The sequence below is a fragment of the Psychrobacillus sp. NPDC058041 genome, from assembly GCF_042885655.1.
Taxonomy (GTDB): Bacteria; Bacillota; Bacilli; order Bacillales_A; family Planococcaceae; genus Psychrobacillus.
Genome location: NZ_JBHVRO010000001.1, coordinates 254933 through 271811, shown reverse-complemented (window position 1 = coordinate 271811; position 16879 = coordinate 254933). Strand labels below are relative to the sequence as shown.

The 16879-nt window shown below is 36.0% G+C and carries 14 protein-coding genes and 1 pseudogene; 5 read left to right on the top strand and 10 right to left on the bottom strand.

Going from position 1 to position 16879, the window contains the following annotated elements; translation table 11 throughout:
- Window positions 1–248: pseudogene (locus ACFVR1_RS01215) on the top strand (hypothetical protein); the annotation flags it as partial.
- Window positions 249–1047: 799 nt separating this feature from the next.
- Here ACFVR1_RS01215 and ctaF read toward each other — a convergent pair.
- The 5 genes from ctaF to cyoE form a co-directional block, all read right to left on the bottom strand.
- Window positions 1048–1380, bottom strand: coding sequence for a cytochrome c oxidase subunit IVB (gene ctaF, locus ACFVR1_RS01210; RefSeq protein WP_387579297.1), 333 nt, complete (start codon window positions 1378–1380; stop codon window positions 1048–1050).
- Between the two features lies 1 nt (window position 1381).
- Entirely contained in the window at window positions 1382–2008 is a 627-nt protein-coding gene (locus ACFVR1_RS01205) for a cytochrome (ubi)quinol oxidase subunit III (RefSeq protein WP_387579295.1), read from the bottom strand.
- Window positions 2009–2010: 2 nt separating this feature from the next.
- Window positions 2011–3873, bottom strand: coding sequence for a cytochrome c oxidase subunit I (locus tag ACFVR1_RS01200; protein WP_387579293.1), 1863 nt, complete (start codon window positions 3871–3873; stop codon window positions 2011–2013).
- Window positions 3874–3906: 33 nt separating this feature from the next.
- On the bottom strand, window positions 3907–4992 hold the full coding sequence (gene coxB / locus ACFVR1_RS01195; protein WP_387579291.1) for a cytochrome c oxidase subunit II: 1086 nt from the start codon (window positions 4990–4992) through the stop codon (window positions 3907–3909).
- Window positions 4993–5091: 99 nt separating this feature from the next.
- Window positions 5092–6015: a heme o synthase gene (cyoE, locus tag ACFVR1_RS01190; RefSeq protein WP_387579289.1), complete on the bottom strand. Its 924-nt coding sequence runs from the start codon at window positions 6013–6015 to the stop codon at window positions 5092–5094.
- Between the two features lie 324 nt (window positions 6016–6339).
- On the opposite strand from cyoE, the gene ACFVR1_RS01185 reads away from it, so the two are divergent.
- Window positions 6340–7251 (top strand): COX15/CtaA family protein, encoded by a 912-nt coding sequence (locus tag ACFVR1_RS01185; protein WP_387579287.1) that lies wholly within the window; start codon window positions 6340–6342, stop codon window positions 7249–7251.
- Window positions 7252–7815: 564 nt separating this feature from the next.
- On the opposite strand, the gene pyc is transcribed toward ACFVR1_RS01185, so the two are convergent.
- From pyc to ACFVR1_RS01170, 3 genes are all read right to left on the bottom strand, one after another.
- Window positions 7816–11256 carry a pyruvate carboxylase gene (pyc, locus tag ACFVR1_RS01180; RefSeq protein ID WP_387579285.1) on the bottom strand — a complete coding sequence of 1147 codons (3441 nt, stop codon included), beginning with the start codon at window positions 11254–11256 and terminating at the stop codon, window positions 7816–7818.
- A gap of 11 nt (window positions 11257–11267) precedes the next feature.
- A complete protein-coding gene (locus ACFVR1_RS01175; protein WP_387579282.1) occupies window positions 11268–12434 on the bottom strand; it encodes an FtsW/RodA/SpoVE family cell cycle protein in 1167 nt (388 codons plus the stop codon).
- A 107-nt stretch (window positions 12435–12541) separates the two neighbouring features.
- Entirely contained in the window at window positions 12542–12823 is a 282-nt protein-coding gene (locus ACFVR1_RS01170) for an Fpa/YlaN family protein (protein ID WP_387579279.1), read from the bottom strand.
- A 262-nt stretch (window positions 12824–13085) separates the two neighbouring features.
- On the opposite strand from ACFVR1_RS01170, the gene ACFVR1_RS01165 reads away from it, so the two are divergent.
- Window positions 13086–13583 carry a peptidyl-prolyl cis-trans isomerase gene (locus tag ACFVR1_RS01165; protein WP_387579276.1) on the top strand — a complete coding sequence of 166 codons (498 nt, stop codon included), beginning with the start codon at window positions 13086–13088 and terminating at the stop codon, window positions 13581–13583.
- 11 nt (window positions 13584–13594) lie between these two features.
- A complete protein-coding gene (locus ACFVR1_RS01160) occupies window positions 13595–13798 on the top strand; it encodes a YlaI family protein (RefSeq protein ID WP_387579274.1) in 204 nt (67 codons plus the stop codon).
- Window positions 13799–14387: 589 nt separating this feature from the next.
- Here ACFVR1_RS01160 and ACFVR1_RS01155 read toward each other — a convergent pair.
- The gene (locus ACFVR1_RS01155) at window positions 14388–14714 is read right to left on the bottom strand and encodes a YlaH-like family protein (RefSeq protein ID WP_387579271.1); all 327 of its coding nucleotides are present in this window, start codon (window positions 14712–14714) and stop codon (window positions 14388–14390) included.
- Between the two features lie 21 nt (window positions 14715–14735).
- Window positions 14736–16583: a translational GTPase TypA gene (gene typA, locus ACFVR1_RS01150; protein ID WP_387579269.1), complete on the bottom strand. Its 1848-nt coding sequence runs from the start codon at window positions 16581–16583 to the stop codon at window positions 14736–14738.
- A 104-nt stretch (window positions 16584–16687) separates the two neighbouring features.
- On the opposite strand from typA, the gene ACFVR1_RS01145 reads away from it, so the two are divergent.
- Window positions 16688–16873 carry a YlaF family protein gene (locus tag ACFVR1_RS01145; protein WP_387579266.1) on the top strand — a complete coding sequence of 62 codons (186 nt, stop codon included), beginning with the start codon at window positions 16688–16690 and terminating at the stop codon, window positions 16871–16873.
- Window positions 16874–16879 lie beyond the last annotated feature (6 nt).

Genomic DNA, 16879 nt, shown 5'->3' with positions numbered 1-16879 from the left:
CTCTGCGACGAGCTTTGCGCAGGAGCAAAATCCTTTCTGCGACGAGCTTTGCGCAGGAGCAAAATCCTTTCTGCGACGAGCTTTGCGCAGGAGCAAAATCCTTTCTGCGACGAGCTTTGCGCAGGAGCAAGGGAAGCGGCTTGATGCTTGCCCCCTGGTATGCGGGCATCGATATTCAACTTCATCAATCCGGAAAGCTTCAGTATCAGGATCGTATTAATAAACTCGGAAATAGGAGGTTGCGGTAAATCCTATTTTTCATGATAATATCGATAATATCGCAGCGAAAAAGTTCCCGAAATTAAATTGTAGATTATTATGATCAACTAAAAAAGCAACCTTAGAGTAAGCATCATAAGTTTGCGGTAATCGCATGTGAGAATAAGTTCCTGAAAGTCGCATTTCACCTTATTCAATACGATATCCTATATGATTACGAATCAGCCAAAATCAGTTCGTAACAGGATAATCCAACTATAGCACAGAAATTCGTTAGGTCTGTTTGGCATGCAAATTAGAAATAGAAAATCCTAATAAAGTAATTAAATTTAAAGATGATTATTGATAAGCCCCCTTGTTTAGTGTTCATTGTTGCTTGGAGTGCAGGTGCTCGACTCCTGCGGGAATAGCAAATGTTTTTTTTTGCATCGAAAGCGAAGCGGCAGGTGCATGAGCCTTGAGACCCCGCAGGTAGCGAAGCGAACGAGGAGGCTCAAGCCATGCCCGCGGAAAGCGAGCACCGGAACGGAAAGCAACAACTCGTTGAATGGATCACTATCTTTAATTTGCTTTTTGTAGAAATTACACTTGACTAGAGATAAGAAAGCGCCCGCCTGTAGCGGAAATCAACCTGTTCATGGAATAAAAAATTTATATACTTTCTTAAGAACCACCTTTAGAAAACATTACGAAGCACTGCGAATACTGGTTTCTTAGCAGCCGTTGTAACATACTGTCTTAATCTTCAAGAAAAGAAAGAGCAAGAAATCCATTTATTAAAACAAAAACGAGGCTAAGAATAATCTTAGCCCCGTTTTATGAATTGAATTACCACCAAACAATCGTTAAGAATGTAAGGATAAAAGTAAATGCAAATGTAGCACCTAGATATAAGAAGAACGCAGAAATACCGTGATTCTTTTCACTCATATGCATGAAGTAATAAAGTTGTAATACTACTTGGATTACAGCAAGTAATAAAATTATTGGTACAACAAAGTACTTTGAAAAGTCAGCTGCAACTGAGGTAAATGCAACTAATGTCATAAAAATCATAATTGCAAATGTAGTTACTTGACCACGCATTTCTTCTCTTCTTTTACGACGAGTATATTCATACTCTGTTTGAGATTTCACATAAACGTGAGCGTCGTGAGACATATTAACCAACAACTCCCATCAAGTATACTACTGTAAAGATAAATACCCACACAACGTCGATGAAGTGCCAATATAAAGAAGCAGTATAGTATTTTGGTGCATTATATAAGCTAAATCCGCGTTTAGAATTACGTAAAAGCAGTAAAACAATCCAACCTAGACCAATTACTACGTGAAGTCCATGCGTTCCAACTAATGTAAAGAAAGCGGATGAAAATGCACTTTGGCTATAATTAAAACCTAGGTGAACGTAATGATTAAACTCATAAATCTCTAAAGCTAAGAATCCAAGACCTAGTAAAACAGTAACCGCCAACCATGTTTGCATTCCTTTAAAGTTATGGTTCTTCATATGATACATTGCATATACACTTGTTAAAGAAGAAGTTAAAAGCAACATAGTCATAACAAAAGCAAGTGGCAACTCATAAAGAGAATGAGTAGAAAATTCCATTCCACTTGGTCCCTTGTCTTTAAGAGCTAAATAAGTAGCAAACAAACTAGCGAACAGTACAGTTTCTCCACCTAGAAATAACCAGAAACCTAAGAATTTATTTTTACCTTCTAAGGTTACTTGCTCTGGATGATCAGGCCAAGATTGTGGGGTGTACTTCGTATTATAGTCCATTATTATTTACCCCCTTTTTCATTCAATAATTCTTCTTTATGAATATGATAACCGTGATCATCTTTAACTGAACGAACTGCCATTGAAATTATCGTAATACCTATACCAATTACAATAACTAATGTACCTAATGAACTTTCGGCATGATATAGAGCACCAAATGCGGCTACAAATAAACCAAATGACATTACGAAAGGAATAAATGAGTTGTTCGGCATATGTATGTCAGAAATTGGTTCTGCATATGTCATTCCTTCTTTATTACCTTCTTGTTTCTCAATCCAGTAAGTATCTAGTCCACGTACAAGTGGAGTTTGTTTAAAGTTATAATAAGGAACTGGCTGTGGGATAGCCCATTCTAACGTACGGCCATCTTCCCAAGGGTCGTTTCCAACTTTTTCATTTTTAGCAATAGTGATAATGATGTTAATTACTAAAATGATTACACCAATTGCCATTAATGCGGCACCTAAAGAGCTTATTAAGTTGAATAAATCCCAACCTTGACCTTCTCGGAATGTAAATACGCGACGTGGCATACCCATTAGTCCTAAGAAATGTTGAATAAAGAATGTGCAGTGGAACCCTAGGAAGAAGAACCAGAAAGTCCATTTTCCAAGCTTTTCACTTAACATTTGGTTAAACATTAAAGGCCAATATAAGTGTAATGCTGCTAAAATAGCAAGTACTACTCCACCTACGATTACGTAGTGGAAATGGGCAACGATAAAGTATGAATCATGTAACTGATAATCTAATGGAGCGGCAGCTTGCATAATACCAGTTACCCCACCTGCTACGAATGAAGGAATAAATCCTAAAGCATATAGCATTGGAACTGTGACTTTAATACTTCCTCCCCAAATTGTAAGCAACCAGTTAAAGATTTTCATACCAGTAGGTACAGCGATAGCCATTGTAGCAACAGCGAATATAGCATTAGCTGTTGGTCCTAAACCAACTGTAAACATATGGTGAGCCCAAACCATGAATCCTAAGAAACCGATTAATACAGTTGCAAAAACCATGGATGAATAACCGAATAAACGTTTACGTGAGAATATAGAGAAAATCTCAGAGAATATACCAAAAGCAGGTAATATTAAGATATATACTTCAGGATGCCCGAAAATCCAGAATAAATGCTCCCAAATTATTGTATTACCACCCATCGTATGTTCAAAGAAGTTTGCACCGAACATACGGTCAAAAATTAAGAAAAACAAACCAACTGTAAGAGGTGGAAAAGCGAATAGAATTAACGCACTTGCAACAAATGTTGTCCAAGTCATTAATGGCATACGCATATAGGTCATACCTGGAGCACGCATATTAATGATTGTTACAAGGAAGTTAATACCTCCAATATAAGTTCCAGCACCGGCTATCTGAAGGCCTAGCGCGTAAAAGTCAATACCATGTCCTGGTGAAGCTAACGATAATGATGCGTATGAAGTCCATCCTGCATCAGGTGCACCGCCTAAGAACCATGATAAGTTAAGGAAAATTCCTCCGAATAGGAATAACCAAAAACCTAGAGCATTCAGAAATGGGAATGCAACGTCACGTGCACCAATCTGCAATGGCATAACGGCATTCATAAATCCAAACAATATCGGCATCGCCGCTAGGAAAATCATCGTTGTACCATGCATTGTTATAATTTCGTTAAATAAGCCAGCACTTACAAAATCATTATCCGGTTTTGCTAATTGTATACGAATTAGCATTGCCTCGATTCCACCGATTACGAAAAACAAACCGCCGGCAGCGAGGTAAAGGATAGCGATTTTTTTATGGTCTACTGTCGTTAAGAAGTCCCATACTGTTGCGCCAAAGCCTTTTTTCTTTGCGATTGAACTCACAACTTTAACCTCCTTTAATTTTTATCTATTGCATTACTTTTCAACAGATAATCCCATTAAGTATTCAGCAAGAGCATCTAATTGCTCATCAGTAAATTTTTTACCATTGTTTAATTGTTCAGGTTGTGGCATTTTGTTACCTGGTTTATAACTTTGTGGATCATTAATCCATGATTTGATATTTTCTTTCGTATGATCCATGAATCCAGCAACACGATTACGGTCTCCAAATGCACCTAAGTTAGGACCAACGCCTCCACCTGAACCTGCTGTAGAAACTGCGTGACATCCGATACAACCTGCACCAGTGAATAAAGCTTCACCTTGCTTAGCAGTATCTCCAACTGCAACATGTTCCGTAGTTTTCGCGCTTGCTACCCATGCATCAAAATCTTTACGATTCATTGTTTTTACTTTGAAGTCCATTAATGCATGCGAAGGACCGCAAAGTTCCGCACATTTACCATAGAAAACGCCTTGCTCTAAGCCAGCAGATTCTTTATCAAACTCCAAATAAAATTGGTTTACATTGTCTACGTTTGTATCCATTTTACCACCAGCTGTTGGAATCCAAAATGAGTGTTTTACATCAGCTGCTTTCAAATTGAAGTAAACTTTTTCGTTTGTAGGTACTACTAATTCTTGTGCAGTTACTACCCCTAAATCTGGGTATTCAAACTCCCACCAATAAAGTTTAGCAGTTACATTTACTGTAATAGCAGTTTTATTTCCTTCTGCATTTACTTCTTGCATTCCAGCTACGTCTGCATGTTTATACGTATAATAAACTGTAGGTACAGCAAGAATTAATAGAAGAATAATTGGAATAACTGTCCAAATTACCTCTAATGTATGGCTTCCTTCAACTTGTTTAGGAATAACATTTTCTCCTACTTTTGAACGACGGAATTTCACGATAGCAAGTACATAGATAATTACTACTACAATAATAACTAAAGCCATAATAGCAGAAGAAAGTAGTAACAAATTAAATTGATCTCTTCCAACTTGTCCAGCAGGTGTAAGCGTAGATAGGTATTCTTCGCCACAACCCGATAGGAAAATCGTTAGAGCTGCTAACACTGAAAAAAGTCGCCATTTTTTAAGCCCTTTCATCATAGCTAAATCAAACCCCTCTTTCATAGTTGTATTCATGTGTTGTTGGACTGTGGTTCATTTTATATGAATTCTTGTTGAGTAAAGAAAGAATCCCAATAGTTAAATAAAAATTGAAAAGATAATCATTGATACGAATAGGATGGTCATATAGTTTAGTGAATAAACAAACATACCAGTTGCCCATTTCAAGTCATCTTTCACCCTGAATCCTTTAATTGCAAGTAATAGCCAACCTATATTTAGTATAGTAGCTAGAACAATAAAGACAATTCCTAAATTCATCAATAAAAATGGTAAAGGGAATAGAAAAATTACCCATAGAAGCATTGAACGTTTAGTACGTGCGAATCCTTTTACAACTGGTAGCATTGGTATACCAGCAGCTCTATATTCTTCTGTTCGTTTCATGGCAAGTGCATAAAAATGCGGTGGTTGCCATACAAACATAATTAAGAATAATGCAAGAGCTCCGTAACTTAAACCCGGCTCAACTGCAGCCCAACCGATAAGTGGTGGTATTGCTCCTGAAATACTTCCTACTACCGTATTACTAACATGTTTTCTTTTTGACCACATAGAATAAAGAACTACATAACTAATGATGCCCGCCAGTCCCCAAACTCCAGCAGATGTTGAAGCAAGGAATAACAAAATTTCGCCTACAACTAATAAAGTAAGAGAAGTTGTCAGAACGGCAGTCGGTTTAAACCTTCCGGTAACTGTAGGTCTTGCTCTTTTACTTTTCATTATAGGGTCAATATCACGATCTATGTAATTATTCATGGCACCTGATCCAGCAATTATAAATGCTGCACCTAAAAGCGTATAAAACAATAGATCTAATTCCTGTAGAAAATTACGGTTAGTAAATTGAAAAGCTAACCAGATACCAGTAAACGTCGTTACTAAATTCGAATTGACAATCCCAATCTTAATAAGTGCTAGAAAGTCTTTGATGAAAGAAGTTGTTTCTGGAACTTTGTCAGTCTCGGTAGTAGCGGTAATTGAATGACTATTTGACATACTGCCCCTCCTTTCAAAGTTGTAAGCATATTCCGCTACCCTTTACTATATCGAAAAACCTTATTAATTTCCATAGTGAATAAAGTTTTTCGAATAATAAGTTCTAGAAGATTACTTTTATTATATAGAACAATATCAATAGTAAATCATTTCTTCTACTCTTTTGTGAAGGTTCAAGCACGAATTTATGAACAATTTGTGAAATGGTTATAGCATCTTTTACTGTTCAAAGTATAAACATTGTTTTTTCTTTCATATTTCGATATTATCAAAAAGCAGATACCGTCTTTTTAGACGATCAAGATACATAAAGTAGGTGGCACATTGCATATTCATAAAATCTTAAAATGGTTAGCTGTAGCTTCTACTGTTGGAATGCTTCTCATTCTATTAGGAGGAGCTCTTGTTACAAAAACCGACAGCGGGATGGGTTGCGGCAGACATTGGCCCGGCTGTAATGGACAACTTATACCAGATAAAATAACAACTGAAGTACTTATTGAATTCTCACATCGAGTAGTAACTGGTGGCGTTGGAATTCTAATTGTTGTATTAGCAATTTGGGCATGGCGTGCATTGGGTCACGTTCGTGAAACAAAATTTTTATCAACTATGGCAGTTTTCTTCTTAGTACTACAGGCACTAATCGGTGCAGCTCAAGTAAAATGGGGACAAGGAGATTTTATACTCGCTTTGCATTTTGGTATATCTCTCATTTCTTTTGCAGCAGTTCTATTACTTACACTACTTATTTTTGAGGTAGATAGAAAATTTGACACGGATAAAATAAGAATAGGTAAAACATTAAAGTTTCATACAATTGGTGTTGCACTTTATTCCTATATCGTTATATACACAGGCGCACTTGTTCGTCATACAAAATCAAGTCTTGTCTGTAAGGATTGGCCACTTTGTAGAAATAATGAATTTACGTTACCTACAAATTTATATGAGTGGGTTCAAATGGGACATCGAGCTGCAGCCGGATTGATTATTTTATGGATTCTCATTATTGCCATTCATGTAATTAGAAATTATAAAGAACAACGAGCAATTTATTGGAGTTGGATTATTGCATTAATTCTAGTTCTCTGCCAGGCTTGCACTGGTATGTTAATAGTATTCACTAAATTAAATTTATATATTGCATTGTTGCATTCTTTATTTGTTTCGTTACTTTTTGGATTGTTGTGCTATATGGTATTACTTCTATCCAGAAGTCGGTTAAAAATTTAGAAAAGCGCATCTTGTCTTCTTCAATTCCCGAGTGTGCTTTGTACTAAACCTTAATTACACTATTTTCAATAGATTTTGAGGAGTTGGAAGTGACTACCACTTCCAACTCCTCATTTTTGGTCATCTTTTGGCAAATGTTTGTCCTTCGCTCTCTTGGAAAGTGAATGGACATCGTGCATTGCGTTTTGATAATGAGAGATAAAATTCTTCCCTACTCTTTTAAATGCGTCCGAAGTTACAATTTCGGACGCGGTTTTGATACTTTATCAATGGTTACTACCTATTTTTCTCTATGTTCACTTGCCTAAGTAGCCAGTTCATTGATTGGACGAGGCATCTTGCCTTTCTTATTTCCACGGTTAATTGGAGCGCAATGCATCGACTCCTAGAGAATTTAGTTAGCAAATCTGGCCACTGGAAAGCGTCTGCATGCAGCGGAAATAAACCTGTTTATCACACCTCAATTGGTATACATCTCTCAAAAAGACCGTAGACCAACTCTTTTAGGGAGTTTTTCTACAGTCTTAGGTTGCTTGCCAATCTCAATCGTCGAAAAAGCTTTTTTTATTCTTTTTCTATTTCGATTAACAAGTCTCCAGTAGCGATTGTGTCACCTGCAACTACATGAATCTCTTTTATCGCTCCATTGAATGGAGCTTGAACTGTTGTTTCCATTTTCATCGCTTCCGTAATAAGTAGATGCTGCCCTCTTTTTACTTTACTTCCAATCGACACAGCGACCTTCAGTACAGTTCCTGGCATTGTGGCACCAATTTGTTGCTCATTCGCCACTTGGGCTTTTGCTCTAGATAAATGACTCACTTCAATTGTCATATCTTGAATCGAAATTTCACGCGGTTGACCATTTAATTCAAAGTAAATAATCCTATTACCATCATTCGTTGGCTCGCTTATTGAAACTAATTTAATTATTAATGTCTTCCCTTTTTCAATTTCAACTTCTATTTCTTCACCGAGTCTCATTCCATATAAGAATGTTGGAGTGTCAAGTACAGATACATCACCAAAACTATTTTCCGTTGTAGAATATTCATCAAATACTTTTGGATATAATGTATATGCTAGTATCTCTTGACTTGTAACAGCACGACCTAATTTATTGATTAGATTTTCTCTAATAGTTTGAAAATCCGCTGGTTCAAGTAACTCTCCTGGTCTGACTGTAATCGCTTGGCGATCTTTTAAAATTACTTTTTGTAGCTCTTTTGGAAAACCACCGTACGGTTGACCAATATATCCTTCAAAAAACTCGATAACAGAATCAGGGAAGTCTATTGTTTTCCCTCTAGTTATAACTGAAATTTCATCTAAATTGTTTTGTACCATGAATAATGCCATATCCCCAACAACTTTAGAGGAAGGTGTAACTTTCACTACATCACCTAATAGTAAGTTTACACGGGAGTACATCTCTTTTACTTCTTCCCATCGTTCTCCTAAACCAACACCTTTTGCTTGTTGCTGAAGATTACTATATTGACCACCTGGCATTTCATGTACATAAATCTCTGTATGCGGGCTAATCATGCCACTTTCAAAGTCTTTATAGTATTTGCGAACATCTTCCCAATAATAAGAGATTTTTTCAAACGCATTTACATCACCAATCACTTCTCTACTTCCGCCATTTAACGCATAACTTAAAGTACTCGCACTAGGCTGAGAAGTTAATCCAGCCATTGCACCTATCGCAGTATCCACGATGTCGACCCCAGCTTCAATTGCTTTCGCGTACATAAAGATGCCGTTTCCACTAGTATCGTGGGAATGTAAGTGTATTGGTAAGTCTGTTGCACTTTTAAGTTCGCTAACGAGCCGATATGCAGCTTCTGGTTTTAGTAAACCTGCCATATCTTTAATAGCCAAAATATGCGCTCCTGCAGCCTCTAACTCCTTGGCCATGTCTTTATAGTACTGAACTGTATATTTAGCTCGAGAGTCATTTAAAATGTCTCCTGTGTAACATATAGCCGCTTCAGCAATCTTACTCGATTGTCTAGTAGCGTCGATTGCTACTTCCATTCCTTTAATCCAGTTCAAACTATCAAAGATACGGAATACATCTATACCCGCTTCCGCTGATTCTTGGATAAACTCACGAATTACATTATCAGGATAGTTTTTATAACCAACTGCATTTGCACCTCGAAATAACATTTGAAAAAGAACGTTAGGAATCATTTCTCTCATTTTTAATAAACGATCCCAAGGATTTTCTTTTAAGAAACGATAGGCTACGTCAAATGTTGCACCACCCCACATTTCATAAGAAAATAAATCATGCATCCCTCTTGCTGATTCTTTAGCTATTCCAAAAATATCATGTGAACGTACTCTCGTAGCAAGAAGCGATTGATGTGCGTCCCTAAATGTAGTATCTGTTAACAGAACACCTTTCTGTTTCTTCACCCACTTAATGACACCTTGAACTCCCTGTTGTTCCAATATCTGTTTTGTTCCAGCTGTTGGTGGAATGGAAATATCCATCTTTGGTTTTCTAACAGCATTAAAAATAGGTTTAGATTTTTGTTCTATTCCTGGAAAACCATTAACTGTTACATTCCCAATATAACTTAATAATTTTGTTCCACGATCCTTTCTATTTGGGAACAAGAATAGTTCCGGCGTAGTATCAATAAAACTTGTATTAAAATTACCTGATAAAAAACTCGGATGCTTCACTACGTTTTCTAGAAAAGGAATATTTGTTTTAATCCCTCTAATTCGGAATTCTTGCAAATTTCTGACCATTTTAGCTGCAGCTTCTTTAAATGACATGCCCCAAGTAGAAACTTTAACTAATAATGAATCGTAGTAAGGCGAAATGACAGCACCTTGGAATCCGTTTCCAGCATCTAAGCGGACTCCAAATCCTCCTCCAGATCGATATACCATTAGTTTTCCTGTATCAGGCATGAAATTATTTGAGGGATCTTCTGTTGTTACTCGAGATTGAATAGCGAAACCAAAAAGAGGAATATTCTCTTGACTTGGTATTCCCATTTCTTCACTATTTAACGCTAAACCTTCCGCAATTTTTATTTGCGCATGGACGATATCTACGCCTGTAATCATTTCAGTAATCGTATGTTCCACTTGAATACGAGGATTTACCTCAATAAAGTAGAACTCATCATTTGTTACTAAAAATTCAACAGTACCTGCATTTATATAAGATACATTATTCATTAATTGAACTGCAGCTTGACATATTTTATCACGGAGTGCTGGACTTAAAGAATTTGAAGGAGCTATTTCAACTACCTTCTGATGTCTTCTTTGGATCGAGCAATCACGCTCGTATAAATGAATTAAGTTACCTGTTGTATCTCCAAGAATTTGGACTTCAATATGCTTTGGTTGGTTAATAAATTTCTCTACATAAACTTCATCTGAACCAAATGCCGCTTTTGCTTCAGATTTAGCACGTTCATAGGCGCTTTCAAGTTCTTCTTCAGAAGAAATAACGCGCATTCCACGACCACCACCACCTAGAGAGGCTTTAATCATAAGCGGATATCCGTGCGTTTGACCAAACGCCTGAACTTCTTTAATACTTCCAACTGGACCATCACTACCAGGAATGACAGGAATTCCAGCTTTGACTGCCTGCTCACGAGCTTTAACTTTGTCACCAAACATATCTAAATGATCGGAAGTTGGCCCAATAAAAATAATTCCTTCTTCTTCACAACGTCTTGCAAAATCTACATTTTCAGATAAAAAACCATATCCTGGGTGAATTGCGTCTGCTTTACTGTCTTTTGCAATCCGAATAATATCTTCAATATCCAAATAAGCATCAATAGGTTTTTTTCCATCCCCAACCAAATATGATTCATCTGATTTAAAACGATGGAAGGACCCACTATCTTCTCGAGAATATATAGCAACTGTTCGAAGATTTAACTCCGTACATGCTCGAAATATTCGAATCGCAATTTCGCCTCTGTTTGCTACGACAATTTTATTAATTCTCCCCAAAACTACACCCCTTACCCCTTGGTTTTTTCATACTTTACAAACATAGAAACATTCATCAATATACCAATTGCAGCAGATAATAATATAACGGAAGTTCCCCCATAACTTATAAAAGGTAGAGGCACTCCGGTAAGTGGGATTATTCCCAACATGCCACCTAAGTTCACAAATGTTTGAAAACCAATAATACTACCAATTCCCGCAGCAATCATACGTGCTTGTGGATCTTTTGTAGTTATAGCAATCTTGATCGCTTTGAAAACAATGAAAAATAGTCCACATAGAACAATCAGAACTCCTATTAAGCCAAGTTCTTCAGCAATAATGGCCATGATAAAATCTGTATGTGGCTCGGGAAGATACCCAAATTTTTGATTGGAATTCCCTAGGCCAAGCCCTTTTAAACCACCTGCTCCTATTGCAATATAACCATTTACAATTTGATAACCGTAGCCTTGTTCGAAATCAAAAGGATGGAAGAAAGCTTCTAATCGACCAAGTCGTTTCTCAGTAATCAATTTGTCTTTCATCATATAAATTACAAACAGACCTACCGCTAAAACAACACCTATTAATCCAATAAATTTTGCAAATGACTTGAATTTTATACCACTAGCTGCAATAACAGAAATTGCAACAAAACCAATAATCATTGTATTCCCAACGTCGGTTTCCAGCATTACGGAAACAAAAACAAAAAACAATACAATTAGTGGTGGACCAACTGATTCGTTTAACTTATCTAACGTTCCATTTTCATGTTTTTTCGCAAATATTCCAGCAAAATATAAAACAATTATTATCTTTGCAACTTCTGAAGGTTGTATGTTTCCAAAACCTAAATGAATCCAGCTCTGAGCACCACTTTCTCCACCAGTTCCGATAATGTGCACTAAGAATAAAAGAGTAAACATGATAAATAGCATTATTTTCATCATTGTTTTATTTTTATAATGCTTATAGGGGAAAAAAGCAGTTAAAAAAAACGCAGGTATGCAGAGCAATAGATTTAATCTTTGTTTTTTGAAGAAATAATCAGGCTCCCAGCCATAATTAAGCACTGACCAACCATAACTAGCACTATAAATCATCACAAGGCCAAATAAACACAGGGCTAAATAAATAAAAAATAAGGGATAATCAAAGTTTTTTAAATAACGTTTAATATATGGAATCATTTTGTAAAACCTCTATTTCATAATTTGGAGCGGACATATTAATCTATGAGTATATTAAATATTTCTAGTAAAAAAACTCAAACAGAAATTTTGTTTGAGTTTTGTAATTATTTTTCTGTATGGATCTCATGTAAAATTGATAACTCTTTTTCAAGTGAAGCCATAATTTCTCTTCCTTCACCCTTCTCTAATAATCCTAGCTTAACTGCAAAATCAATTTCACGTGATAAACCAAACATTTGAGTGTCTAGAACCTCTTCATATAGAGGACATTGAGGCATAGTTAAATTATCCATCTGCACTTTTATAAGCTGTGCGATTTTTTCGGCATCTTTTTTTAAAAGTTCTAATGCTTTGTCTTGATACGAAAGTTGTATATTAGTATCCATGAGGACGCCCCCATTATTTATGATTTCTATTTCTTTACCTCCCTAAAGTGTATCTTTTGCAATGAAAAAATGCAAGTTTTCTCTCATTCATATTTTAACTGATAAGAATTTATAACTTTTAATTTGCAACTATTTATACTTCATCACTTATCCTTAAAAGCATCTATCGCTGGCTTTTTCTTTTATAATTAATTATTCTTTTAGACTTCACAATTTAACGGTATACTTATTTAGATTAGATAGTTTAGAGGAGGCAATTTTTTTGGAACATATTATCCCTATTAAAGGTGCTGTCAAATTCAATATTACACTTGATCCAACAGTATGGATTTTTGATGATCGAAGAATCGACTTAGATGACTTTTTTTCTGGTAAGTATGAATATAAGGATGAGTTAGAAGAATATACAAAAGTGACTTCCGCTCATTGGTCTCGAGAAATAATAGAAGGGGCTACTTTCCCCCCAACCCTACAAACAGAAAAAAAATATGAGCGTACTAAAGTATTAACGAGTAGTTTTGGTGTTGAACCAAAGCAATTTATATTAAATGCTGAGCCACTAAAAGGTGCCACTACGCTTGTTATTGAAACTAAAGAGGGAGAACATTCATTTTCTTTTAACGAACTAGATTCTTTGTTATTAAAGTTTAGTCATAAAGGAAAACCACTTCGCGAAGATGGTCCAGTTCATGTTCTCAAAAAAGACGGATCCAATATCAATAATCCGATAAAGCATGTTACAGCATTCCGCATAGAATAGGAGTTGATTATATGAAGGTACAGTGTGCCATTTGCGATCGAATTGATGAACTTTCTAATGATTTGCCACTTGCTAAAAAATTGAGAAATCGTCCTATTCACACTTATATGTGCCCTACATGTCACGACCGAATTGAAGAAAAAACAAAAACTCGATTAGCGACAGGTAAATTCATTTTTTATAAAAGCTCCAAACTCATTGAAAATGAATTTTAATTAAGAAAAGCTTAAAGGCCCTACAATTATGGATAGAATTTTTATGGATCATAAAGTGACTAAGCCACTTTATGATCCATTTTTCGTTAATCTTGTGGCAGATGATTCCTTCACCATCGAGGAATTAATGAGAAGATTCTATCCAATGTAGATAATCCAGAAGACATAATTTCGGATTATCCGCGCTTCTTTGTCAATAAACACTAGTATTTTCCCTTGTCTTTACTAACTCTAAAGAATTCCTCTGATTTATTTTAACTTGGTATCGAAAAAGTAAAAAAGAAAAAATCAATCCAGATCAACCACTACTTAGATTAAAGCAAATACATAAGCACCTACCAATTGCCTTGACCAGCTAAACTTAATCTATCCGCAAGCACTTACCAATTGCATGGCTACCTAAACATTCCTCAAATACAGTAAATGAGGCGCCTAATGGATTATCTGTGGAGAGCGTGTGTTTTTCCGTACTCATTATTTACAATAAAAAAAACTGAAGGCAAACTCGATTTTTACCGAATCTACCTACAGTCTGAAGCTCCACTACTATCGTAGCTGGAGCTAGTTTGTATTAATCTATAAATCTTTTCTATGCAGTCGGACTTTGTTTTCTTTCTAGTCGTAAACGAATTTTGTATATGATAAGGATTAATGCAGCTACAATTAGACCTTCTACTACTGGAAGGAAAAACGCTAAGAATGTTAACATTAAACATCCTATCAACAAAAATGCATAAATGACTATGTTTTGTCCTAAACGTAATTTTTTTGCAAATCCAAGCTTGTAAACAACCACAGAAAGCAAGAAAATTATAAAAAATAATACATAACCCGCTATAGCGTAAGTTGGCATAGATTCATAAATGAATCTTGCAATACTAGACATTCTGCCAAATACGAATTGCTTTTCCTCCAAGGTTTTTCACCCTTTCAGTTACTATTCAAGTTCTGCACTTTTCTTTTTCTTCGTAACACGTTCACGTTCATTTTTCTCTAGAATTTTTTTACGTAAACGAATAGATTCAGGTGTTACTTCACAGTACTCGTCGTCATTTAAATATTCAAGAGATTCTTCTAATGTCATTAGACGTGGTTTTTTCAGTGTTGTTGTTTGTTCTTTATTTGCAGAACGAATATTGTTAGCAGCTTTTACTTTTGTAATATTGATTGTTAAATCGTTATCACGAGTATGCTCACCTACAATCATACCTTCGTAAATTTCAGTACCTGGTTCTACGAAAATTGTACCACGGTCTTCAACACCTAAAATACCATAGGTAGATGCTGTACCTGTTTCCATTGATACAAGAACACCCTTACTACGACCACCTACACGGCCTGCAGCCATTGGACGATAATCTTCGAATGTATGGTTAATAATACCATAACCACGAGTTAAAGTTAAAAATTCTGTAGTATAACCGATAAGTCCACGTGCTGGAACTAAGAATACTAAACGAACTTGTCCACTACCGTTATTTACCATATCTAACATTTCGCCTTTACGAGCACCCATTGACTCAATAATAGAACCAACGTTTTCTTCAGGTACGTCAATTTGTACACGTTCTACTGGCTCACTTCGAACTCCATCTATCACTTTTACAATTACTTCTGGTTTAGAAACTTGTAATTCAAATCCTTCGCGACGCATATTTTCGATTAAAATCGATAAATGCAGTTCTCCACGACCTGACACAATCCAAGCATCTGGAGAGTCAGTAGGATCTACTCGTAAAGATACATCTGTTTGAAGTTGTGCATCTAAACGCTCTTGAATTTTACGAGATGTTACCCATTTTCCTTCACGACCAGCAAATGGACTATTATTTACTAAGAAAGTCATTTGAAGAGTTGGCTCATCAATGTGTAAAATTGGTAGTGCATCTGGATGCTCTACTGGACAAATTGTTTCTCCAACATTGATATCTTCCATACCAGAAATAGCGATTAAATCACCAGCAGAAGCTTCCTCGATTTCCACTCGTTTTAGTCCCATAAATCCAAAGATTTTTGTAACGCGGAAGTTTTTTACGGAACCATCTAGTTTCATAAGTGATACTTGTTGTCCAACATGAATTTTCCCACGGAATACACGACCGATACCGATACGACCAACATAGTCATTATAGTCAAGTAGTGATACTTGGAATTGTAATGGATCTTCACTGTTATCGATTGGTGCAGGAATTTTATCTACAATTGCATCGTAAATAACTTGCATGTTTTCTTCTTGATCAGCAGGATCATCAGAAAGACTTGCTGTTCCATTAATACCAGATGCATATATAACAGGGAATTCTAATTGTTCATCGTTTGCATCAAGCTCAATGAATAATTCAAGCACTTCGTCCACTACTTCTGCAGGACGTGCAAAGTCACGGTCAATTTTGTTCACAATTACGATTGGTTTAATATTTTGCTCTAAAGCCTTTTTCAACACAAATCGAGTTTGTGGCATACAACCTTCATATGCATCTACGATTAATAGAACACCATCTACCATTTTCATGATACGCTCTACCTCACCACCGAAATCGGCATGTCCAGGTGTATCTAAAATGTTGATTTTTGTTTCTTTATACTGAATCGCTGTGTTTTTTGCTAATATAGTAATCCCACGTTCGCGTTCAATATCACCAGAATCCATAGCTCTTTCATCCACATGCTCATTCGAACGGAACGTACCAGATTGTTTTAATAATTGGTCGACTAATGTCGTTTTCCCATGGTCAACGTGTGCAATAATTGCAATGTTTCTTAAATCTTGACGTAATTTTGTCATATTTCCACTCCATATTCTTTTTTCGAGTCCATAACTGTGTTATTATATCACAAGGTGAAACTAAAGTAATAATTTTTTTAAACATTATTTTTGGAGGTAATGAATTGGGTAACATTAAGTGGATCTTTGTTCTATTTTCTCTAGGCGCTATTTTAGCTATGGCATTTATTGGTGTTGCGGTCGCATTAAGAAATATCCCACTAATTATTCTGGGCATTGTACTACTTTGTGTAGTAATGGGCTATGGTTTTAAAACTAAGAAAAAAATGCGTGATCAAGGATTATTATAGCAAGAG